Genomic DNA, 20,939 nt, shown 5'->3' with positions numbered 1-20,939 from the left:
TCGATTTAGACCGTTATCACCCGGCCAGTAACTCGGCTGCTCTTGCTTCACCGAATAGCTGATTTGCCATCTGCTCAAGCAGCGGCCAAAGCTCATGATCTGATCGATACGTTGAAGCGCTATTGAATATCTGACGAGTGCGAAACGACTGCGTTTCCATGGCTGCTGCCACTTGCTCGGCTTCAGCTTCCGTCATTCGTTCCCAGAGCGTCACCGCTGGAAGAATTATCATATCTGGCCCAACTTCAGGAGTTGGCGGCGTATGTTCTTCAATCTTGCCGTTTTTCCATATCCGCTGACCTTCATAGATTTGCAGTTCTTGCCACTGGTCATTCGTTATCTGAATAGCGTCTGTTGGTATGGTGCAACCTGATGTGCCGAACTTTCCGTGAATATCTTCGGCAAAAAATGCTTTTGGGAAACCTTCAACGTTAGTGATCATATATTTAGTCATTTAGAACCCCATCGAAATAAAGAAAAAATCTACACCACCAGCGCCGCCACCTACACCACCTGTACGAGGAATATATCCTTTGAGATAACTAAAACCGGACGTTGAAATAGAATTCAATAGAATGCTCGCTACAACGTTAGCGTCAGATGATGCCATCTGCGCCCATACTCCGAAAACGCCTGTTGGGTATGTTATCCCGAATGTTGTGCTGCCAGAAGCTGGCGGCGCTGCCCGAAACCCCCATTGAATAATGAGCCCGTTAGGTAGCTTCGTATAACCATTAGAATAAGCGAGGTTCTGCGCACCGCCCAACGTAGACCACATAGCGGCACCGTTTGCGTCATCAAGCAATGTTCGAGCATAAGGTGTAATATCAGAGAGAAGAATATCACCGTTTGCATCAGTATTGACAAGCTTATTTGCCGTCAAAGCGATTGCTTTTAATGCACCATCAGCGTCCGTCTGGAGTATCTGGCGCGCTGCCAAGGCTAATAGGGTAAGGTTTCCTGATCCATCCGTCTGCAAAATCTGACGATTGCCGAGTGTCAAGACGGCCAGCTTCGCCAGGCTTCCGTTCGGGTCTTGAATGCCTAAGGTGCCAGTATCAACCAACTCATACTCACCCGCCGCATTGCCAACTGGTGTCTTACCATCCTCTACGCCAATTTCTGCGAGATTGGACAGGACGCCATTGCCAAGCAGTTCGATCAGTGTTGTTGCCTGAGCCGTTACACGCGCGCCGTCTGACAAATAGCGAGCACGATAAGGTGCGTTCGTCAGTGTTGTTCCGGTCCATGGAACGGCCAGCGTCAGCGATGTATTGCTGTTTACGCTCGCAATGACGGCAGTCAGGTTCTCAATTTGAAGCGTGTCACCTTCACGAAACTTCGCCACATCAAACAGTGTGCCGGTGCCGGTCACAGCTGTTGAGCCATTGGCAAGCGAAATCGTGCCAGATGTGTAATCTGACAAAACAGCCATTATATTCTCCGAATTTTACGAGTTAGAGCGTTGCTGCGCCGAGGATGAAGTAGCGAACCCCGACTGGATCAGGGAAACCGGTGGCTCCTGAGTAATTGCCGGGCGATATATGGACGATGCAATGATCATTGTTGACGACAGTCGCCATAGATTGGCGCATCACTTCGCCTATCCCGCCGCCGTCAGGGTTAATTCTCATTGCGTGATTGCCCTGCCGATACATATCTCCAAAATCAACGATTACTTTTGGAAAGACAAACATGCCTTGACTATCAAAATTAATACGTGCGGCAATGTTTCCGTATCGCCAATGGACTTGATTTGCTGCGCTGAAGCTTGATGTTGGGATGTATCCATCGGCTAAAACAGTCACAGCACTAAATCGAGTGTCAACCAGAATGTCATTATATCCCGGCGCGGCATCACTTGATCCGGGTCGCTTAATTTGGAAATGCTCATTCCCAAGCCTACGCATGACCTGATTGCCGCCGCTAGTATGCCCTTGAAGTCCTGTTGCATAAAGCATGAAGCGGATAGCCACCGAATGGGATCCTACGACTGAGAACGTGATCCCGTTAGGCTCAACCTTGTAATAAGCCCATGTTTGCTCCGCTCCAGTACCAAGATTGAGATTAACTGGAGGTATTGCGAAGCCCCACCCATTTAGATTGCATATTGTGTCGCAAACCATCGATTGCGAAAGGTCAAAGTCAATTGAAGCAGGCTTGGCAACAAAGTACGATGTTCCCGGCGCTATTGCCGGGGTTTCACCCATCATGACGCACTTGATTGGCGTCCTGTCGCTATCCATAATCAGTTGCCTGCCTGTAGCCGTATCGACTGAGAAACCCGGCCTTGCCATTTTTGCACGGCCCGGCTCAACAGCGAAAGCAAGCTGTCCTGAAATCGGCGTACCTGACGGCTTAGGAATTGGCACATTATTGCAAGGTAAATCCCATATCATAGTATTTACATAGTCCTGATCCCCGGCGAGGTATGTTGAGAACCCAGCGGATTGATCAGATGGGCGAATGCACCAGCCTGTATAGCCAAACTCAGGAGGAATACGGCGGTATGCAAGGCCAGTTGATCCCGTTTCAGTGGAATAACAAGTGACACCATAATTTGTGACACTAAAGATGTATCCACTCGTCCCGCTCATCTTATTATTCCATAAGATACGAGCGGTTCCATCGCCAGAAATGAACTTTACCTCTGCGAAAGGAATAGTACCGGCAATATCCGGCATTCTGCCAATTAACCCGAAGATTTCATATTGTGTCGGGGTAGCTCCTGCATTTGTTCGCATGACCCATTGATCAGAAAGTGATCCTGTTTGCAGACCGTGAAACCCGTTTGGATAACTCGTAGTGTTCAACGCTTGTGGAAGCTGGAAGTGCGAAAACACATATGAAAGGTTGCTGGCCTCCGAATTGAAGTAAAAGCGGCTGTAGGCGGTATTAGCTACCGCCATAGGGTCATCGCCATCGAACTTCATCACCTTCATCACAGGCCCGACACCTGCTTTCCATTCTGCTATCCAATTTACCATTAGACATAAATCCGAATGTAAGCATTGCCACCGTCGCCGCGAATGTCGAGCTTGCCATTGTTTGACAAAAGTCGATCAAACCTGAGCGTTCCGAGACGCATATTCATGGCGTAAACCTCGTCATTCTGAACAACGAATGGATAAGTGTAGCCGCCGCTTGCGCCGGGATTTGCAATAGCAAACTGATTGGCAATGACAACAAACTGGCTACTCGTTGATGTCACATTGACAAACCAACCAGCCTCTTTCCAACTGTCCGAGGTTCCAACTCTGGCGAACGCTGATATTTTTGTGGACGAACCGCCACTTCCAGAGGTTGCCGTCATGCGCCAAGTTGCGCTTGAGACGTTGCCATCAACTGATGCGTTGACCTGTGTAACTGCGTTAGAAATGGCGGTCATGTCGCCTTCGACGCCATCCACCCGGCTTTGCAGCAGCGTGACAGTGCTCGCATCGGCCTTGGTGCCAAGGCTAACATTGATCTGCGTAAGCTGCTGGCCAATGGCACTATTCGGGCCGGTGGCGACAAGAATATCCTCCTGCCATGAAGCCTTTGCAGTGCCGTATGTGCTGGTTAGCTGGCGGCGGATTGTCTGCAAAGCAGCGTAGTTTGTATTGTGATTATCAGCGGTGCTTGTCGCCAATTCCTGCGCTTGCCTTTTAAGCTCACGCATATCATCGGTGATCCAATTGATTAGGCCCGTTAGATCGTCATCAAGCCGCCCATAATCAACCGGGCTGTTATCTCCGGCTGTTTCCGGTGTCAGAACCAATACGGGGGCCGACCAAGCCACAGGGCGCGTTCCCGCCGCCACTCTGAGGCGATAACGAACGTTCCATTCCGATTTGCTGGTTAAACCGTTGACGATCTGAAAAACCGTCACATCGCGAGGGACATATGCCGTGAAAATTTGTGACGGATCATTCTCAGGCCAATATTGGATTTCGACGCCTTCAACGGTCGTGTCAACGATCTCATCCCAAAACAAACGAATTCCGGGGTACTCCTGACCATCTGCCCCCACAACCTTATTCGGGATAGCGTTGAAGTTAGATAGTTGCGCCTGATAATCAGGCTGCCCGTTCGGGATCGGGATTGGCGGATTTGTTTCATAGGCGGTAGGGTCAAAGATACAGTCTCCGACTTCCTGCCATGAGATAGAGACATCGCGAACGCCGTCACTGCCCATTGCGCCGAGAGACTTTGATTGAACCTGAAACTTGATCGTGCGGTTATAACGATCAGATTGCCATTGCACCCACTGCCCGACCTGCAAGGCTAAAAATTTAGGGTGAACAGTAAAGCTACCATTCGCTTGATAGCGCGATGCGCGAATAGCAATGTCTGCCAATCGGTCGCCTACCCGGTGATCTGTAACAGCGGTAAAATCAACCTTGGAAGCCAGACGTTCACGATCCTGCGCCAATGCCAAAGCATCAATGCGCGTGGTGAGCGATGTGGTTTCATAGAATAGGTCAGGGCTGACATAAGAAGCCGCAACCGTGTTCACCAATTCTGTACGAGTGCGAGAAAATGAAAGCTGGAAAGATTTCTCCAACGCAATATCATCATCTGTAATGGTCGCGACAACAGCCTGATTTCCGCCAACGATAGGATATTCGCCTGAAACGCCTTCAATCCACGAGCCTGCGCAAGCCTCACGCAGAGGCGTCATATTGGTTTCGTGGGTAACGCCATCACCAGAGGACGCGATCAGAGCGGCCGTATAACGCTTGCTGCCGTCCGGCATGATTTCATCGCAGATATTCATTGCGGTGAACCATTCCGACAAAGGAAGCCGGCTTGCCGCAACGCCACGGCCAACGATCTTTTCAGTTCCGATGTAAATGCCTCTTTCAAGATTATACATCATCACAGCGTTGTTATTGCTGAACTCCCACGTACTTTGATCATCCCATCTGTGCGAACCAAGGCCACCGACAGAGCTATCCTTACGAGGGTCATACAGCGGCGCACCACGCACCTCAAACATGAGGTTTGGAACTGACGTAAGATTGTCCACGTCCGTCATTGTGGTGACGATCGCATAACAAAGGCCTACGCCACGATGCGCAGACGTCCATCGTCCTACCGGGTTGGCGTAAGCGATCAACGCAGGATCTGCGGCTTGGTCAAGTGTCCCATGATAGAAGCGGACAAAGCACTGTCCGTCATCCTTCACATTGAGAACGCGCTGACCGTAGATACGGCCTTCATCCCCCTGCTGATCCGGTGAGAGTGATTTCCATTCACCATCCATCTGCACGCGCAGAAGCTCGAGGCAGCGGAAGTCCGATAGCTTAAACACGTCCTGAACAATGTGATTGCCCTTGTCGAACGCATTCCTGTAAACGTGGTGCCCCATGGTGCCAAACACACCAAGGCCGACTTCCCGAACGAGGTTTTCGCCGTATTTTGTTTCCGTGGAAGATGCCTGAGATTTTGGCTTCTGTTGAAATATCGACGTCAGCGCATATTTAGCCGCAACCAAAAGGCCACTAAGCACGATATTAGCGAGAATAGTCCCACCGAACAGCCATGAGCCAAGGCCGACAATGCCCGTCACAATAGAAACAGGGTCCGCCGCCGCTGGCGATGCCAGAAGCGCAAACATAATCGCCAGAATGTATTTCATCAGGAAACCTTGAAAGCTCTCTCAGCCATCGTGCGTGGCAGGAAACGCAAACCGTCCTCGCCTTTCACAGCGAAGCCGTATTCACAGAAATAGCCTACCGTGTTTTGGTAAATGCCAACATCGCCACGCCCCGCCATTGCGACCGGGATTTCTGTAAAGCGATCAGTAAGGACAGCGCCGAGACTGTCATATCCACGCTGTTTAATCAGGCGATAGGCACCGGTCTTACTCTTATACTTGCCGCGAATATCCGCCGCCGGATCCCCGCCAGTCATGGCTTCTATCGCGTCACACGTGGTCAGGAGACAGTCAGACTTCCCCCAAACCAAAGGCGTGACTAAGTGCGCCTCAGTGACAGCCACGAGGCGTTTTTCCCATTGTGGATGCATAGCTGTCCCTTATTGATACGGCGTGATGTAGAAGTTTTCGCGCTTCACAGTTGAGGCGTATTCAAAGAACTTGTCGCCGGGCGCGATAAGCTGCTGATCTTCATGCGATGCGGTGCGATAGCCGTCACGGTGGTTTTCCAGCGCTGACGTTTCAATGTTGGCTTTCAGCACCATTTCGCCGCCGTCAATGACGTGATCTATCGTATCGATATACCCGCGATACATCGGCTCGACATGCAGCAACTCACGGGTATCAGGGTCGAAATAAGCATCATACAGAATGATCGTGCGGCCCTTGTAATCCACGCTCTCAATCTCGGCCAGCTTATCGGGCGTCACGCCGTAATCCGCCGCTGTCGGCATGGTTATGGTGATTGGGAGAGCTTCCGCTCCCATCTGATACGGTGGCTCTTCAATTGCGATAAGCTGGTTCGGAATGTACGTATTGCCATTCCAAACCAATTCAGAAGATCCGTTCCACATGTACCAGAAGCCGGTTCCGAAATGGAAATCACCGAGAGAGCGCACAACAATGCGCCCCTCTTCCAGCAATTGCTGTAGACGAGTTGGGAAAGCCATTATTTCGGCACCTCAATCAACTGGAAAGTTGCAGTCGGTCGCGGCCCCTTCATCATCTGGAAGCTGTCTTTAACCAGCCGCGTATTCATCTCAGGTTGCTTGAAACGGGCCGTAGCTCCGGTTGCGATGTAAGACGCAATCGGCTGATCGACCTTGACCGTCATCTGTGTGCTTGCTGCCGTTGCCCCACCGCCATAGGCGATCTGCAAGAACTGGCGATAGGCACCGCTCTTGAGGGAGAACATATCGCCGTCCCTCAGTTGCAAGCCTGGAAAGACACCGGTCAATTGAACCGTGTAACCACCCGTCACCGTACCGCGTGATGCTGTGCCGGTTATGTGCGCATTATCAGGATCGCCCCAATAGGCACGGGGAATGCAGATATGCTTTGGACGATAGACAATCGTTTCCATGCCACCCTGCGCTGCTGCAATGAATGCTTGAAGCTGCACCGCCTCGCTTGCCTTCATCGGCAGCGTTTCCATGTCAACAGTGCGATACCGATCAGCATATTCAACGGTCGAGAGAACCCGACCGCCGAACTTTGTCTGACTGGTTGGAATGATCAGCTGCGGGTATGACGGTACAAACCGGATGTTTGAAGGAAGGTCGATCATCCGCCGTCACCTTCATGCTTGCGCTTCAACCTTGCAAATTCACGGCTACAATCATCAGGGGTGATGAAAATCATAATACGGGCGTCTTTGCCGTCACCAACAAGGATCATTGTATTAAACTTATGTATCGTCATGGGATTATTCCCGCAAATCGACAGCGGGAAGTATTTGCGGCTCCACCTCCGAAACAGGAATGCGCTCTGGTTCGGCATAGAACGCCTGCTTTACTTCGGCCTCCAATATCCAGATTTGTGTTCCTCGAAATTCCTTAGCCATCTCACGGGCCTTTTCCTGCGCATCTTCAATCGTTTCTGCTCTTTCAGTGGCTTTAAGGTTGTGAAAAGATGGGCCGAAACTCCAATTCTCAGGTGCTGGCGTAACGAGATAGACTTTCATCAGAAATTATCCTTTCATTGCCTCGTTCAACAAAACGGAGGCTTGGAATGTCATTTAAGAATTTTGGTGAAGCGTGTGACGCGCTGATAAAGGCAATCCCGCCGGGGAAAGAACAAATAGTCGCACGCGATTTCCTCATTGCTCTAAACAAAGAGCTTAAGAAGCAAGACAAGGAAATTGCCGCTCTGAGGCAAGAACTAGAGAGCCTTAAGGCGTCCTGATCGACGCATTAAGCGCATTTCTTCTGATATGCGTTTTTGCAACTGGCTGGGGACGCGGGACAAGCGCGTCTCCAGTTCTTCAATTTTCGCAGCCTGCGCCAACACGATCACTTCAAGGTCGAACATTCTGGCATTCAGCAATTGCGCCACGACGCTGTTAGGCCCGGTTGCCACTTCAATTTCTTGCTGCCATTTGGCTTTTGCATCTGTCATCTTACCAACCCTCTCCGGTTCGCCTGCTTGCTATCCCGTGCAAAGCGCATCGGGCCTGATTTGTCGTATGCTTTGACTGTGTTCTGACTGGTCTGACTGGCTACATTTTTGACATATGCTTGTAAGTTCCCGTCATTATCGACACTGACACCGACATCGACGGCCATACGCCCCATGCCACTCTGACGCTGAGGAGTCTGCAAAACAGGCATGGTTGGAGCACGAAGGCTTGGTGTACTAGTTGCAAAGGCTGGCAACCGGTCCTCGTTTATAGCTTCCAGAAGACCACGATATTTCGCAGTAGAACGAGCATTCGTGATAAACTCTTTGTTCGAAATGCGCGCAAGAATGCTGTCACTGCGACCTGTTCCAGGTCCGCGAACAAGGCCAGAACCAGGTCGTGAGGGCGTACCATTTGCAAACTTTGGCAAGCCACCGTCCTTGAAGCCAAGAACACCACCGAAAAGACTAACTGACTTACCGAACAGACCGTCGAAAAGGTTATTCAACGTCATGTCTAGAAGCTTATCGATCAGCTTTTGAACCGCATCGGTCAGCGCTTCAACAGCATCTTTTCCAGATGCCAGATCGGTAACCAGCCCCTTGAACGCGTCCAGCTCGTTGCTTCGCCATTCTTCTGACTTCTGCTTTAGCTGACCTTGAGCTTCGTTAAGCTTATTGGCTTCAGCTGTTGCAAGAGCCCATTGCTCGGCAGTTTGCGCAATCTGCGAACGGAGTTCGGGAGTGATGGCAATGCCAGCCTTCTGAGCCGCATTGAGTAACTCCTGTTCAGTTCGTGCCTTTTCAGCTGCAAAACCGTAATCATCAATTAGTGGGTTGATCTGGCGAAGAGCCTCAGTTTCCGCGACAAGTGCAGCTGTGCGGTCGTTAGCGTCCTGAACCGTCGTGTCGAATTTTTCAGCCGGTGTCTTTTTCTCTTTCTTCGGCTTCTTACCTTCGGCTGTGCGGCTTTCCTGTGCAGCAAGATTGGCTTTCGCGATGCGGTTAATCGCATCCTCTTCGAGAGCTATGCCGTCTCTAGTGGCTGCGTCGCGAACTTTCTTGCGCTCCATTTCGAGCGCATGTTCTTTCTTGCTGAGAGCAGCAAGACGCATCTGATCGCGTTCATACTCATTCGCGGCTTCACGCTGAATGATGTATGGATCTTTAGCTGAACGGGTCGAGCGGTCTTCGATGGCATTTTGCGCACCAGATATCTGGCCCATAACCTGTTGGGCAATCGCCAACTGCTGGTAGAGCGTCGAGACACGGCCAATCAAAACATCAAGGCCGCTCAGCGTTGTGCTAAAGCTAACTCCGCCTATTGATGCGAGCGCAGCGCGTGCCTCAACCGCCCCATCGCCAGTATCGCGCAGCTTTTTTAGCGCGTCCTCTAAGGCTTTGCGCTGCTCAGATGTGATAATTTCCATTTTTTCGAGTCGATCAAAGTCGCTAATAACAGCGTTGATCTCCTCTTGCGCGACCTTGAGCCCCGGCATTTCGCCGTAGGAAATCGACTGCGCCTGTAATGCCGCCATTTTCTGAGCAGAACGGTCTAACTCATTGGCAAGGTCTTTGACTGGATCACTGATCGGCGTGGAGCGAATAGCATTCATTCGCTCTCGAACTTTGTCAGTCGTGACCTGCATACTCTGCAGTCCGGCGGTCAGTTCAATGATTTCGGTGCGTGCCTTACTATCAGCATCATCATCCCAAAGCCTGATGATGCCTCCAGACCTTGCTTTTCCCGCGACGGCGCTTAGTTCGTCTCCTACGGCACCAAAGTTGCCACCGTTCCGAATCCGATCAAGCTCATCAGCGATAGAACGAATCTTCTGTGCAGTTTTTTCTTTCCCCAGTTTTTCAAGGGAAACAGCTGCACTTTCAATTCCTTCAGCAACGCGGGGAGCTAAAAGCCCCAACGCCTCTAAGTCTTTTTCGAACTTCTGTGATCGGTTGGATGCATCTGCTGCATTCGCAGAATAAAGCGCAAGGGACCCAACCACCGCTCCGCCGATGATCATACCTACAGGCCCAGCTGCGGCGCCAAGTCCACCAAAGGCTGTAGTAAGGCCACCCATAGTGCGGGCGGCCGCCAACGATTTAGTAAAACTTGCAAGTGCAGTGCCAGCAAGCCCTAATGTGCGGATCATACCCGCGAGCGATCTACCAACCAAGGCACCGGCAATCACAGCAGCAACCTGCAAAGCGCCATCCGCGACTTTGTCGAAGTTGTCGGCAATCATGACCAGTGCTTCGGAAATCTTCGCAGATACGCCAGCTGCACTGTCAGCATTGCCAACGTACTGGAGTAGAGCATTGTTCAAAAGTGTAAAGCCGTCGCCGATCGTGGCGGGCATGTCGGCAGCTTCCTGACGAAGCGTTTCCATCTGGCTCGATAGGCCGCGAACAATGTCGTTACCCGTGATCTTACCCTGCGAACCAAGCTTGCGCAGGCCGCCCACGGTCGTATCAAGACCAGCTGCCAGAGCTTCCGCAACACGGCCGCCTGATTCAATCACTGTGTTGAGGTTATCGCCCTGTAGTTTGCCGGTGGCCATAGCTTTGGCGAGAGCGTCAATTACTCGTGCAGCTCGATCGCCCTTCGCTCCTGACACAACGAGAGCGTTGTTCAATGCCTCGGTGTAGTTCAGAGATTCATCGGTGTTATATCCAAGCTCGCGGACAGCGGTAGCGTTTGATAAATAGCTTTCAGCTGTTTGGGTTAGATCCGAATAGGTACGACGAGCCATGTCGCCCAGACGGCCCATGACCTCAGTACCTTTATCGATCGACCCTGCGGCAAGGTTGACGCGTGACGTCATATCCGTCCACGTATCAGTCATCTTGCGAAGCTGATCGACCCCCAGCGCTGCGCCAATCCCCGCGAGTGGTGCCGTGAGGCCGCTAAACGAGCGCGTGAAAATACTATCCAGATTCTTGTTCATCTGGCGGGCGCGTCGTTCAATCGCATTAAATTGGCGATTAGAAACATCGTTGGCGCGCGCCAGGCTTTTTTCAAATGACTTGAAGTCAGCAGAAAGCTGAACAACCAGACTTTCTAGGTCGGTTCTTGCCATACTCAACGATGTCCTGATAAGAAAAAAGCTCGCAGTCACGCTAGCTTGGGGATGTGGATGAAAGTATTGGTCGGCGCGGCCTGCATCGCGGTTATCGCGTTCGTCGGGTACTATTTTTGGAATGAGTACCGTGCTGCGCAGTATGTTGCAGCGGCGCGTTCAGCTAGCGCAGAACAAGCACTTAGGGACTACGAGGCAGATTGCGATGTTTGGGTAAGAGCCCTGAACTCTTGGAAGAACGGCAGGCCGGACGGTCACGCTGATAGCTTTGCGAAAGCCCGTGGCGAAGTTGACCGGTGTCTAAACTACACAGTCGGGAGGCCGTGGCATGATAAGAACGTCGGCGTAAAGTATTGGTAAGGGCAGTATCACCCAGCCTTAATCCAATCCCAAAGATCGTCTTTTTCGGTCTCTGAAAGCTTACCGGGCTCGTCTAGCGTATTCGCTTTGATGTAACCGTCAAGTGCAGCCATGTATTGCCACATCGACATTTTCCCAACGTCTTGCGGCGTAAATCCTAGAACTGCACCGTTTCCGTAGATTGCGGCAAATCTGATCTTTCCATTGGGGAGACTGTCGAGTTGCTCCCCTCCTGACTTGCCGCTCCCGGCTCCCCCACTGGCTCGTCAGGCGCTCCCTGAAGGGCGGTATGCAAAATCGCTATCGCAAATAAGAGATTCTCAGCCAAATCAGACACACGCTCTTTTACGTATCTCTGAACCAGCTTTGTGGCTTCAGGAGGCTTCAAACCGCCACCGATGAGACCTTGCCTAATAACATCAGCGATTTCACCAGACCGGCATTGCTTGTTGTGAAGCCGCTCAAGAATAACCCAGGGGCCCGCATCGCAGGCCTCCTGAAGTGCTTCTAGTTCGCTCCACCCAAGGCGGAAGGCGTAATTATCGTCCGCCCAAGTTAGCTCAATCGATGCGTCACGGCTCATTATGGTGTAACCGGTGTAGACGTACGGACCATCTGACCGTCAGACTGCAAGCTGACATTCAGCGTCGCGCGCTGGCCATTGGTTGCGCCCGCCTCAATGCTTTCAACATGCATGAAGCCGGTCCAAGTAATGGTCTTTGCAGGAAATTCCCACTCTACCTTAACTGGAATGGATTCGAGACTGTCGACCGCATCTAGCCAAACATCGACGCTTTCAGCGGCAAGTACGCCTTCACCACTGATACTCATCGAAAGGCTGGTTGCATCTCGCCCAACCCAATCGACCTTATCAGGATCGGTACAGTCAGGAACATTGACCTCTTCAAGGCCCTTGTTGATTGTAATAGACCGCTGCGTGAAGCCGCATGGGTTTTCGTAGACAATTGGGTCGGCATCGTTGCCGATAAGGACGCGGAATTTGCCGCCCTTGATAGTCGTTGCTTGAGCCAATGCGGCCTCCAACAAAAAAGCCGCCTATGGCGACCTTAAAAGAAAATGAGTGGTGAGATCCGGCTGCGCGAGTTACGGCGTCTCGATGACGGCTGTGTATTGGATCGAAGCCTGATTGATGCCGGGAGCGCGGATATAGTCGGTGCGCCAAGGATCGAAGGTGACGAGAGCGTTTACCGTGAGCGGCGGCTCCCATCGTTTAAGCGCTTTGGTGACAGCGTCAGCGATTTGCCTAACCTGTTTCTGACTTGGCAGAGACGACCAGCAATTAATTTGGAAAGTAACGTCAACCGCATCAACGCAATCGGCGCTGTCATCAGAAGATGAAGCGCTGCCGAATGAAACATATGGATAGGTCGCGGCCGGTATATCGCCATTAGGATCGGCGGGAGGGTTGTCATAGACCTTGTCCGCGCCGATTAGCGTTGTCAGCGCAGCATTCTGCGATAATCGCGCATAGATCGCGGTTTGAAGTTCCCATACAGGGTCCATCCATCAGCCTCCTGCGGCTACTGTTTTCGCTGCTTTGGTGATGGCTCGACGAATACGGCGGTTAACTTCTTTTCTCTTGGCTCGCCATGAGACGTAGAAGAAGGGTTGCTTGCCTTGTCCGGGGTTTTTTGTGCCGGGGAACATGCCTTTGTTGGCAAAACCCTGCGTACCAAACTCGATCCAGCGAGCGTAGTAAGCCTCCTTGTTGCCAGCATAGATCGTGATCGTCCAATCAGCTGCAAGGCTGGCTTCGACTGTCGCGATAACCATGCTGCCCTTTGGAGCTTTGCCCCACGTCCAGCCAATACTTTCGTAGAGCGTCATATCGTCGACGGCAACACGATTGCGCATCATGTCGCAAATATCTTCAGCGCCCTGCTCCATCGCGCTGCGAACCATGTCGCGAGCGACTTTCGGCAAGCGTTTGAACTTCTGTTCGAGTTTAGCGAGCCCTAGAATACGAGCACCGATAGCCATCAGCCACCACCCTGCACTACAGCGCGCATTTCGATGTATTGATTTACCTCGTCAGGGTTCGCACATGACTGGATCTCGTAAAGAACTCTGGTTCGCTTGTTTCTAGCCCGCCAAGACGGTGTGACGTCGCGTGTCCGCGGTTCGCTTCGGACGACAATCGTATAAGGCTGGATACCTTGTGTGCGGGCCGCAATGTCGGTTTCAGAACCAAGGCGGGGCTGCAAACGAGCCGCAGTCTCGAACTTGTCGACCCACTCTTGGCTTGTGCCCCCACCTTCGTCTCTCACCGCTTCACGCTGCTGAAAGACGACGATGTTATTGAGCGCACCTGCGCCTTTACGTGTCGCCATCCTTCTCACCTTTTCTCGGAGTTTTCAGCCGCAAAGCCTTGTTGGCTTGAACGGCAGAATTTGCGCAAGGTGTAGTCACAAGGCCGGACCAGCCAGCCTTATAAGCAATCGTGACTTGCGGCAGAGGTTTCCAGTCGAAGTCTTCGGAGAAGCGGACGTGAGGCATTAGCCTGCGGCGGCTTCAAGAGCTGCGATGCGAGTTGCAAGCTCGGCAAGGATTGCCTGCACATTGGTAGCTGTACCAGGAGCGATAGCCGTTGCTGTGGTCTGGGTTGCAGTCTGAACAGCATTGCCGGCTTTGGCCGTCGTCGCAGTCGTTCCGATAGCAAGCAGAGCTGTGTTACCTGCAAGCGCCGTGCCGGCCGTGGTGCCAATAACCAAGCTCGACGTACCCGCTCCAATAGCAGTTCGCGCAGCGGCCTGATCAGCCCCAACCGCGATTACCGCAGGTTTGCCGGTAATGTCGGCCCAAGCAGTGGCACCGCCACCACCTTCAAGGCCTTCGACCGTTGCGCCGGCCTCAACTTTCAGTGTGCCGCCGATGACAAGCGTATCGCCGCCGTCGGTAGAGTAGTTTTTAGTAATGTATGACATATCCGCCTCCTAGACAGACATCAGGCGAAACGGGTTGATGAGCCGCCGCGCCGTTGGGATTTCTGTGTGGATGGTGCCGGTGATGTCAGATTCACGGTTCTCGTACATGCTGGCAGCATGCAGCATAATAGCCGCGTCAAATTCGAACTCTGCGCCTACTGGAACCGTCTCTCGACGAACGTAATGGAGAGCCCACGATTTAGACGCATCCAGATAAGCCTGGATGATTTCATCCTCATCGTCGTAATCCACGCGGATATGTTTTTTGAACTTTTCGAGTGTAACCGACATCGTGCCTCACAAATGGAGGGCGCTCCAGAGAGCGCCCTTGTTCGTTAAGCCGCGACCTTGTGATAGCGGAACACTGTCGGATCTACGACACCGCCGCCAACACGCTTGGTCGTGTAGAATTGCACGAATGGCTTATTGGTGTATGGATCGCGAAGAATGCGAATGCCAGTACGGTCAATGACCAAATAACCGCTGAAGTCGCCAAATACGATTGGGATCGCACCTGCGGCAATATCAGGCATCGCGGCAAACTCGGTCACAGGATGACCAAGCACAGTCGCCGGCTGACCCGACTGAAGTCCCGGCTGCCAAATGAAATTACCGTTGCCATCTTTCAGCTTACGGATTGCACCCTGCGTCTTACGATTCATAGCAAAGCGCGCATTTGGAGTGCGCTCGCTCGGCAGATCGTAAACAAGATCAACGAGACCATCGAGGGACAGTTCAGCTGCCTTGCCGGTCTTCACTTCTGGGATGGCGCCCCAAGGATGTGAGCCAGCAGTCGTATACGTCAAAAGACCTTTCGGCTTGTCGGTGCCATTGCCTGAGATAAATGCAAGGCCTTCCTGATAAGCGAATTCAGTCTCGACTTCACCAGCAAGCCAGTTTTCGAGGTTGATTTCGGAATCATCCAGCAATCGCTGGGTTGCGGCTGGGTTTGCATAAATCTCGCCGGTATTGAACTTAACTTCCGCAAACTTTGCAGTCGTGGTTTCAGGCCGCTCAGTGGTTTCACCAACCCAGCCCGATGCGGTAGCGCGATCGTTGTAAAGCTTCGAGAAGCCATTGCCGCTGATCGTCTGCGTCGCTGCGATCTGACGCATTGGCGAAATGATCTTCAGCTTGTCGATGATCGAACGGTCCCACTCAGTAGGAGCTGTGTAACCACCGTCCTCTGGAGTGCCAACGTTCATTGCGGCCTTTGGATTTTCACGGAAGTAGGCGTCCAATCCGGCTTCGTCACCACGACGGAAGAAGCGTTCAAACGCTTTGGCGTGGGCGCTATCAGGCTTATGGTTATCGTTGGCAGGATCACCAAAAAGCGCCGCAGCGATCTTCTGATTGGCCTCGTCGATTGCAGCGCTGAGCTTGTCGACTTCGTCGTTGATCCGATCAACCTTTTCAGCCTGCACAACGTCCTTACGAACTTCAGCCAGAGCCTTGTTGTGTTCGGCCTTGAATGCTTCAAAGGCCTCGCCCTGCTTTTCAATAAGAGCGGTTACAGTAGTGATGTCAGTCATGGGAGACTCCTAACGCTGACGTTGATTTCATGAGGGATGCCGCGATTGCGGCGTAGTCAGACTTGGCAACATCAGCGTTGGAATTGGGCTCAACGGCATCGTCGCGCGCGGCCTTCTTCATGTCTGAAATGGTTGTCTTCGCTTCTTTGGCGGATGCGCCAGCAAGCCTCAATGCGCGTTCGGTTTGCTTTTCAGCCCTAAGCGCATTGGCTTTTGCGTTCGGTTCCGACTTGATACGGTCAGCCGGTAGCAAAGCAGTAGCAAAACCAGCATCGATTGCCGCCTGACCTGAGAACCAAGTTTCAGCATCCATCATGGACGCCACGGTTTCTGCATCATTTCCGGTTCTGGCCTCGTAGACGGATGCCATATTGGCGTCGAATTGCTCCATCGTGACTGCCATTTCGGCAAAGTCACGACGGTTGCCCATAGCGACAGTCCAGCAATTATGGATCATGATTGATGCGGACGTGCCGATTTCGATCTCGTCACCAGCCATAGCGATTACGCTGGCAGCACTTGCAGCGACGCCGAGTATCTTGACCTTCACCGACAGAGTATTTGCATCAGCGTGGTCGCGGATCTTGTTGTAGATCGCCACCCCTTCAAACATATCACCGCCTGGTGAATTGATGTGAACTTCGAAGTCGCGACGTCCAATGGTTCGGAGAGCTGCATCCAGCCGCTTGAGCGTAAACCCGCCTCCGGTCCAGAAGTCTTCGCCAATCACATCATAGATTGAGATCACATTATCGCCGACTGCATCTGCAGAGAGGATGGAAGCGTCCCACCTCTCCAAGACAGCATCGGGCGTGCGAGCGCTAATGCCCGCTCGCGCAGGCACCGCAATTCTGGGTAAATTCATATTGGATTATTCCTGATTGGGTACTTCGACCGTCGTGGGTTCGATGCCTACAGGCTGCATATTGAGAGGCTGGAGATACTCATCGCCGCCATCTATCGGGTTCATATCTTCGCTCGCGCGGATGTCATTGACAGAAAGCCAACCCCAATTCCGTCCGATCGCGTATGAATCGAAACGAGCCTTCATGTCGCCTTTAAGCAACCCGGCGATGTTGAACTTCGCATAAATCTCGAGATCATCTTCCGGGATGAGGTCGCGGCCTATGGCCTGCTCCCACATCACCAGCCAATCGTTGACCGTGTATGTGATGAACCCGATGTTCTGTTGCTCAATGCCCGAGCCCCATGATGTTGATTTCTCTGTGATACCCAACATATGTGGAGGCACGCCGAAGAACATGGCAATCTCGGTCAAAGACTGAACGCGCGTTTGAATGAACTGCGCGTCGTTCGATGTCATCCCGATCTTGTCGTATGTCATTCCCTCTTCGAGAATGAGGTCACGGCCTTCTCGCGCGCCGCCGCGACGATAATAATCCAGGCTTTCCCGTAGGGCTTCTTGCCCTTCAATCCCGAGCTTGCCTTCGTGCCGAAGTACGCCGCCAACATTGGTGCCGTTTTCAAACAGTGAGGTTGCGTGCTGCTCAGTGGAAAGCGACAAACCCATTGCTTCGCGAGCATAAGTCAGCACAGGCAAGCCGACGATGCCATCGAAGGTCATTCCGCGCAGATGAAGCATGTCTTTCTGCTTCAGTTGCAATCGGCTACCGCTCGGCAATGTCACGTTGTAAGTCAGGGAAAGGTCGCGCTCTTGCTTGACATCCACGTTATCGGCGTTGAGCGGAATAAGTTCAATCACCTCGCCGCGACTGTATACCTTGTATGCGTAACCGTTGCCGCGCAGCAAAACACTCGCCTGCATCATGCGTCGGAATTCAGAAGGTGTTTGCCATCTGTTCGGTTTCCGCCGAAGTAGCGACCACAAAGCATGATCGTCCGCGTCAATGCGCGTTTTGCTGTCTATTCGCCTCTTCAGATCGAGAGGGAGTGTGGCGACTGTCCCTGAGATGAGGTTCACACATCGCCACACAGCTGCAATCTTCATAGAGTTTTCAGCGGTAATGTTGCGAGTTGTGGACGTGTCACCGTTTTGAATGAAGTCATTTAATGGCGTATCCGCCATGCTGCTCCATTGCTGCTTAGGCGCGCCACGTCGTTTGGGTGGCCCATCTGAGCCACGCCACCAATCCATAAAGCCCATGCGGTCCTCATAAAATCAAAAGGCCGCGGCCTTTTCTGTATATGGATTCTTTTGGCGCCGCTGGAACACCGTCAAGCGCAGCACCAATAGCCATCGCCAAAGCTACCGCCGCATCGATGCGCACCGATGCTTTCGTTTTGACAAACCATCGGTTTTCTTGCGGGTCGTGATCGAACGTGGCGCCCATGAGTGCAGTCATCAACACCGGGTTTCGCCTTAAGCGAATGCGCCCGTCGATGATCATGTCTTCTAGCGCCAGCACCGAACCTGGCATCCACAAGCCTTGCGGCGATGGCAGTCCAGCAGCTTTTGCGGCTTCAACTTTCGATGGTTCAGGCTTAGCCCTGACCTTACCGCCCTGCGGATGAGCAACGTGGTCGACTTCAATGCCGAGCGCGTCCACCTCTTCGCGAAACTTGTCGTAAGCGTAGCGGTCGTAAGCAATGGCTTTAATTTCAAACTGCTGGTCAAGCTGTTGGAGGCGTGCCGCAACAAAGTCATATCGGACACGTTTGCCCGGCGTAGCATTGATCCAGCCTTGTTGCACCCATAGCTCATACGGCGCTTTGTCGGCCTGTGCTCTGGCTTGCAAAGTATCGCCGGGCGTCCAGGCCTCGACCCATGCATCGAAAGTCGGCAGACTGACTGTCGCTCCGTCTTCGCGTTTCAACTCCATGAAGCCAGTAGGAACTACGCAGGCAAGAACCGTCATATCCTTACTGCCCGAAAGGTCGACACCCATGAAAACCGGCTTATCGGCGTGATCTTCTTCGGGGTCGAAGTCATCCATGACGCTTTCGACAGTCTCGCGCGGCATCCACGCCTTATCGGCATCCGTCCAACAGCAAAAGTGCAAGCGCAGAATGCCGTTCAGCTTGCCGGGCATTTGTTTTGCCTGAGCAACAACGCCTGCAAGATACTCCTGCGTCAGGATCACGCCGAGAAGTGGATTAGCTTTCTTCCAGCAGGTCGGATCGTTTAGCGGATCATCGCCCTTATCGAGCGCACAAACCCAAGAAAACGTTGTGTCATCAATGACTTCGCCGACGTAGTTAAACACTTCGTCAGGCGTCTGCGTCCCTGCAGCTACCCGAACTGCATGTTCATGCTCTTCCCAGCAGATGCTATTCTTGTCGCTGCCCGAGTTGGTGATCATCAGCAACAATGGCTGACGACGAAACTTGAAGCCTCGCTCCAGCATTTCCATGGTCGAACGGTCTGGATGCTCGTGCACCTCATCGCAGAGTGCGAAGTGAGGGCGAGGACCAGAGCCCGACTTGCCTGAATCTTTCGATATAGGCCGAAAGAAAGACTGCGATTTGTGATGCGCGATATTGAATTCGCGGCCAATACCGCCGCTGAACTTCACACGCTGCATTAAAGCAGGAGCTGCTCGCGCCATTTTCACAGCGTCTTGGAAGAGAATACCGGCCTGTTCTTTCTTGGCAGCAGCAGCGTATATCTGGGCTCCAGCTTCTTTGTCGGCGATCAATCCGAAGAGGCCGACACCGCCGGCGAACGGAGATTTACCGTTGCCCTTGCCTTCTTCAATGTAGGCACGACGAAAACGGCGGGAACCGTCTTCACGCTTCCAACCGAATAACGAACCGAGCTTAAAGGCTTGCGAAGCATGTAGCTCAAACGGCTTGCCTTCAAACTGGCCTTCTGAGAGCTTCAAGCGTTCTTCAAAGAAGCGGAACACACGATCCGCTTCCTCGTCGTCGAACCAGAGACCTCGCTCATGTCCGGTCGCCAAGTCGTCGAAATGGCGCTGGCATGCGTTGCGCACGTGCGGTCCCGCAACCTCTATGCCGTCAAGAACAGCTTGCGCATAAGCGCTCACACGCTTCAGTGCAGGCATATCAGTCAAGCAAATCATCCTTCTCATCGCCATCGTCGGCAGTCGCAACTTTCGATGCGTCCGCAGGCGTAGCACCCATCTGACCAAGCATCTGACGCAGCAAGTTCATCGCCTGCACGCCAACCTCCTGCCCCGCCATGATGCGGCCCTGAATATTGGATGCCATACCAACCAGCGTGCGGTGTGACTGGTTGAGCCACGGAAGATCTTTTTCAAAAAGCTTCCATGCAGCCTTGGCTTTTAGCTCTGGCGTATCCTTCAACCATGCGGGAGGATTGCCGAGCGGGCCATCGGCTTTAGCGTCGGTGCGGTTTTTGAAGCGCTGTGGGTTTTTCTTATCGCTTGCCTCGACTGCCGCCTTGGCGCGAGGCGTTCTTGGCCTCGCCATGGCATAAGTCCTTTACAGGGGTCATATTTTGAATTGTGGATGCGCGCGCTGTGGACCCTCGCCGTTCCGGCGTTTTCGACCTTCATCGACTTTTTGATGCCCCCCGGGGGTCAAACCGGCCATCCGTCAGCCCCGAAGTTCACGATGTCCTGACCTCGCTCCAAGCGCTGCTTGGTTCGGTCGTGGCACGTCTTGCAAAGTGACTGGAGGTTGCCCGCATCCCAGAAAAGGAACTCGTCTCCCTTATGAGCGATGACATGATCACACACGGTCGCGGGTTCTACGTCGCCAACCTGCAAGCAGAACATGCAGAGAGGTTGCTCGGTCAGCTGTCGTTCGCGCATTCGCTGCCATCGGGCAGTCTTATAGAGGCGGAGCCATGTGCGTTGTGTCTTAAGCTGAGAGCTCATCAATCAGCTTCTTAAGATACGCAGCGCATGACTGACCATAGTCAGGCTCAACACCATCCTGCTGCTGTTCAAAGAACTTGCTGACAGTTTGCCACTCATGCTCAAAGCCGCTTGGATCTTCGGTATATCGACGCATCCATTCATTGAATGCATTTGCGATAATAGTCTGACCTGTGTTCATGATGACCTCCTCGTGTATG

Annotated in this window: 27 protein-coding genes; 1 reads left to right on the top strand and 26 read right to left on the bottom strand. The window is 52.6% G+C overall.

Translation table 11 applies throughout. The features are described from left to right. Positions 1–16: 16 nt before the first annotated feature. The 9 genes from OPR82_RS08090 to OPR82_RS08050 are packed head-to-tail and all read right to left on the bottom strand — an operon-like array spanning position 17 to position 7,604. Positions 17–454 (bottom strand): hypothetical protein, encoded by a 438-nt coding sequence (locus OPR82_RS08090; RefSeq protein WP_265984195.1) that lies wholly within the window; start codon positions 452–454, stop codon positions 17–19. After that, on the bottom strand, positions 455–1,435 hold the full coding sequence (locus tag OPR82_RS08085; RefSeq protein WP_265984194.1) for a gp53-like domain-containing protein: 981 nt from the start codon (positions 1,433–1,435) through the stop codon (positions 455–457). It lies immediately after the preceding gene. Positions 1,436–1,457: 22 nt separating this feature from the next. After that, positions 1,458–2,987, bottom strand: a complete 1,530-nt coding sequence (locus OPR82_RS08080; RefSeq protein WP_265984193.1) for a hypothetical protein — start codon at positions 2,985–2,987, stop codon at positions 1,458–1,460. After that, positions 2,987–5,623 carry a phage tail protein gene (locus tag OPR82_RS08075; RefSeq protein ID WP_265984192.1) on the bottom strand — a complete coding sequence of 879 codons (2,637 nt, stop codon included), beginning with the start codon at positions 5,621–5,623 and terminating at the stop codon, positions 2,987–2,989. Before OPR82_RS08075 ends, OPR82_RS08080 begins: the two co-directional genes overlap by 1 nt. Beyond that, positions 5,623–6,012: a DUF6950 family protein gene (locus OPR82_RS08070; RefSeq protein ID WP_407673237.1), complete on the bottom strand. Its 390-nt coding sequence runs from the start codon at positions 6,010–6,012 to the stop codon at positions 5,623–5,625. The genes OPR82_RS08075 and OPR82_RS08070 overlap by 1 nt, the downstream gene beginning before the upstream one ends. Before the next feature lie 9 nt (positions 6,013–6,021). Continuing rightward, on the bottom strand, positions 6,022–6,591 hold the full coding sequence (locus OPR82_RS08065) for a hypothetical protein (protein ID WP_265984190.1): 570 nt from the start codon (positions 6,589–6,591) through the stop codon (positions 6,022–6,024). Then, entirely contained in the window at positions 6,591–7,208 is a 618-nt protein-coding gene (locus OPR82_RS08060) for a hypothetical protein (RefSeq protein WP_265984189.1), read from the bottom strand. Before OPR82_RS08060 ends, OPR82_RS08065 begins: the two co-directional genes overlap by 1 nt. After that, positions 7,205–7,342, bottom strand: coding sequence for a hypothetical protein (locus OPR82_RS08055; RefSeq protein ID WP_265984188.1), 138 nt, complete (start codon positions 7,340–7,342; stop codon positions 7,205–7,207). The genes OPR82_RS08060 and OPR82_RS08055 overlap by 4 nt, the downstream gene beginning before the upstream one ends. A gap of 4 nt (positions 7,343–7,346) precedes the next feature. Further along, the gene (locus OPR82_RS08050; protein ID WP_265984187.1) at positions 7,347–7,604 is read right to left on the bottom strand and encodes a hypothetical protein; all 258 of its coding nucleotides are present in this window, start codon (positions 7,602–7,604) and stop codon (positions 7,347–7,349) included. Positions 7,605–7,651: 47 nt separating this feature from the next. Here OPR82_RS08050 and OPR82_RS08045 point away from each other — a divergent pair, with 47 nt between their 5' ends. Next, positions 7,652–7,825 (top strand): hypothetical protein, encoded by a 174-nt coding sequence (locus OPR82_RS08045; RefSeq protein ID WP_265984186.1) that lies wholly within the window; start codon positions 7,652–7,654, stop codon positions 7,823–7,825. Here OPR82_RS08045 and OPR82_RS08040 read toward each other — a convergent pair. The 17 genes from OPR82_RS08040 to OPR82_RS07960 all read right to left on the bottom strand — a co-directional run bounded on the left by OPR82_RS08040 (position 7,802) and on the right by OPR82_RS07960 (position 20,920). Next, positions 7,802–8,038: a hypothetical protein gene (locus OPR82_RS08040; protein ID WP_265984185.1), complete on the bottom strand. Its 237-nt coding sequence runs from the start codon at positions 8,036–8,038 to the stop codon at positions 7,802–7,804. The genes OPR82_RS08045 and OPR82_RS08040 overlap by 24 nt on opposite strands. Beyond that, positions 8,035–11,118, bottom strand: coding sequence for a tape measure protein (locus tag OPR82_RS08035; RefSeq protein WP_265984184.1), 3,084 nt, complete (start codon positions 11,116–11,118; stop codon positions 8,035–8,037). Before OPR82_RS08035 ends, OPR82_RS08040 begins: the two co-directional genes overlap by 4 nt. Positions 11,119–11,635: 517 nt before the next feature. Next, on the bottom strand, positions 11,636–12,061 hold the full coding sequence (locus OPR82_RS08030) for a gene transfer agent family protein (protein ID WP_265984183.1): 426 nt from the start codon (positions 12,059–12,061) through the stop codon (positions 11,636–11,638). After that, positions 12,061–12,510: a phage tail tube protein gene (locus OPR82_RS08025; protein ID WP_265984182.1), complete on the bottom strand. Its 450-nt coding sequence runs from the start codon at positions 12,508–12,510 to the stop codon at positions 12,061–12,063. The genes OPR82_RS08030 and OPR82_RS08025 overlap by 1 nt, the downstream gene beginning before the upstream one ends. 72 nt (positions 12,511–12,582) lie before the next feature. Further along, positions 12,583–13,002, bottom strand: coding sequence for a DUF3168 domain-containing protein (locus OPR82_RS08020; protein ID WP_265984181.1), 420 nt, complete (start codon positions 13,000–13,002; stop codon positions 12,583–12,585). Between the two features lie 3 nt (positions 13,003–13,005). Next, positions 13,006–13,479, bottom strand: a complete 474-nt coding sequence (locus OPR82_RS08015) for an HK97 gp10 family phage protein (protein WP_265984180.1) — start codon at positions 13,477–13,479, stop codon at positions 13,006–13,008. Beyond that, positions 13,479–13,829, bottom strand: a complete 351-nt coding sequence (locus OPR82_RS08010; RefSeq protein WP_265984179.1) for a phage head closure protein — start codon at positions 13,827–13,829, stop codon at positions 13,479–13,481. The genes OPR82_RS08015 and OPR82_RS08010 overlap by 1 nt, the downstream gene beginning before the upstream one ends. Then, positions 13,816–13,995: a hypothetical protein gene (locus OPR82_RS08005; RefSeq protein WP_265984178.1), complete on the bottom strand. Its 180-nt coding sequence runs from the start codon at positions 13,993–13,995 to the stop codon at positions 13,816–13,818. Before OPR82_RS08005 ends, OPR82_RS08010 begins: the two co-directional genes overlap by 14 nt. Continuing rightward, positions 13,995–14,423 (bottom strand): hypothetical protein, encoded by a 429-nt coding sequence (locus OPR82_RS08000; protein WP_265984175.1) that lies wholly within the window; start codon positions 14,421–14,423, stop codon positions 13,995–13,997. Before OPR82_RS08000 ends, OPR82_RS08005 begins: the two co-directional genes overlap by 1 nt. Positions 14,424–14,432: 9 nt before the next feature. Continuing rightward, positions 14,433–14,714 (bottom strand): head-tail connector protein, encoded by a 282-nt coding sequence (locus tag OPR82_RS07995; RefSeq protein ID WP_128093991.1) that lies wholly within the window; start codon positions 14,712–14,714, stop codon positions 14,433–14,435. A 44-nt stretch (positions 14,715–14,758) separates the two neighbouring features. After that, complete coding sequence (locus OPR82_RS07990) at positions 14,759–15,955, bottom strand: phage major capsid protein (protein ID WP_265984173.1); 1,197 nt, start codon at positions 15,953–15,955, stop codon at positions 14,759–14,761. After that, a complete protein-coding gene (locus tag OPR82_RS07985; protein WP_265984172.1) occupies positions 15,948–16,820 on the bottom strand; it encodes a head maturation protease, ClpP-related in 873 nt (290 codons plus the stop codon). Before OPR82_RS07985 ends, OPR82_RS07990 begins: the two co-directional genes overlap by 8 nt. Before the next feature lie 6 nt (positions 16,821–16,826). Then, positions 16,827–18,080: a phage portal protein gene (locus OPR82_RS07980; RefSeq protein WP_265984171.1), complete on the bottom strand. Its 1,254-nt coding sequence runs from the start codon at positions 18,078–18,080 to the stop codon at positions 16,827–16,829. A 7-nt stretch (positions 18,081–18,087) separates the two neighbouring features. Continuing rightward, complete coding sequence (locus tag OPR82_RS07975; protein ID WP_265984478.1) at positions 18,088–19,941, bottom strand: terminase large subunit; 1,854 nt, start codon at positions 19,939–19,941, stop codon at positions 18,088–18,090. A 1-nt stretch (position 19,942) separates the two neighbouring features. Beyond that, positions 19,943–20,329 (bottom strand): hypothetical protein, encoded by a 387-nt coding sequence (locus tag OPR82_RS07970; protein ID WP_265984170.1) that lies wholly within the window; start codon positions 20,327–20,329, stop codon positions 19,943–19,945. 110 nt (positions 20,330–20,439) lie between these two features. Further along, positions 20,440–20,739: an HNH endonuclease gene (locus tag OPR82_RS07965; protein ID WP_265984169.1), complete on the bottom strand. Its 300-nt coding sequence runs from the start codon at positions 20,737–20,739 to the stop codon at positions 20,440–20,442. Next, positions 20,723–20,920, bottom strand: a complete 198-nt coding sequence (locus OPR82_RS07960) for a hypothetical protein (RefSeq protein ID WP_265984168.1) — start codon at positions 20,918–20,920, stop codon at positions 20,723–20,725. Before OPR82_RS07960 ends, OPR82_RS07965 begins: the two co-directional genes overlap by 17 nt. Positions 20,921–20,939: the final 19 nt, after the last annotated feature.

Origin of the sequence: Ochrobactrum chromiisoli (assembly GCF_026241335.1) — a bacterium.
GTDB lineage: Bacteria > Pseudomonadota > Alphaproteobacteria > Rhizobiales > Rhizobiaceae > Brucella > Brucella chromiisoli.
This window is presented reverse-complemented; position numbering and strand designations above follow the sequence as displayed.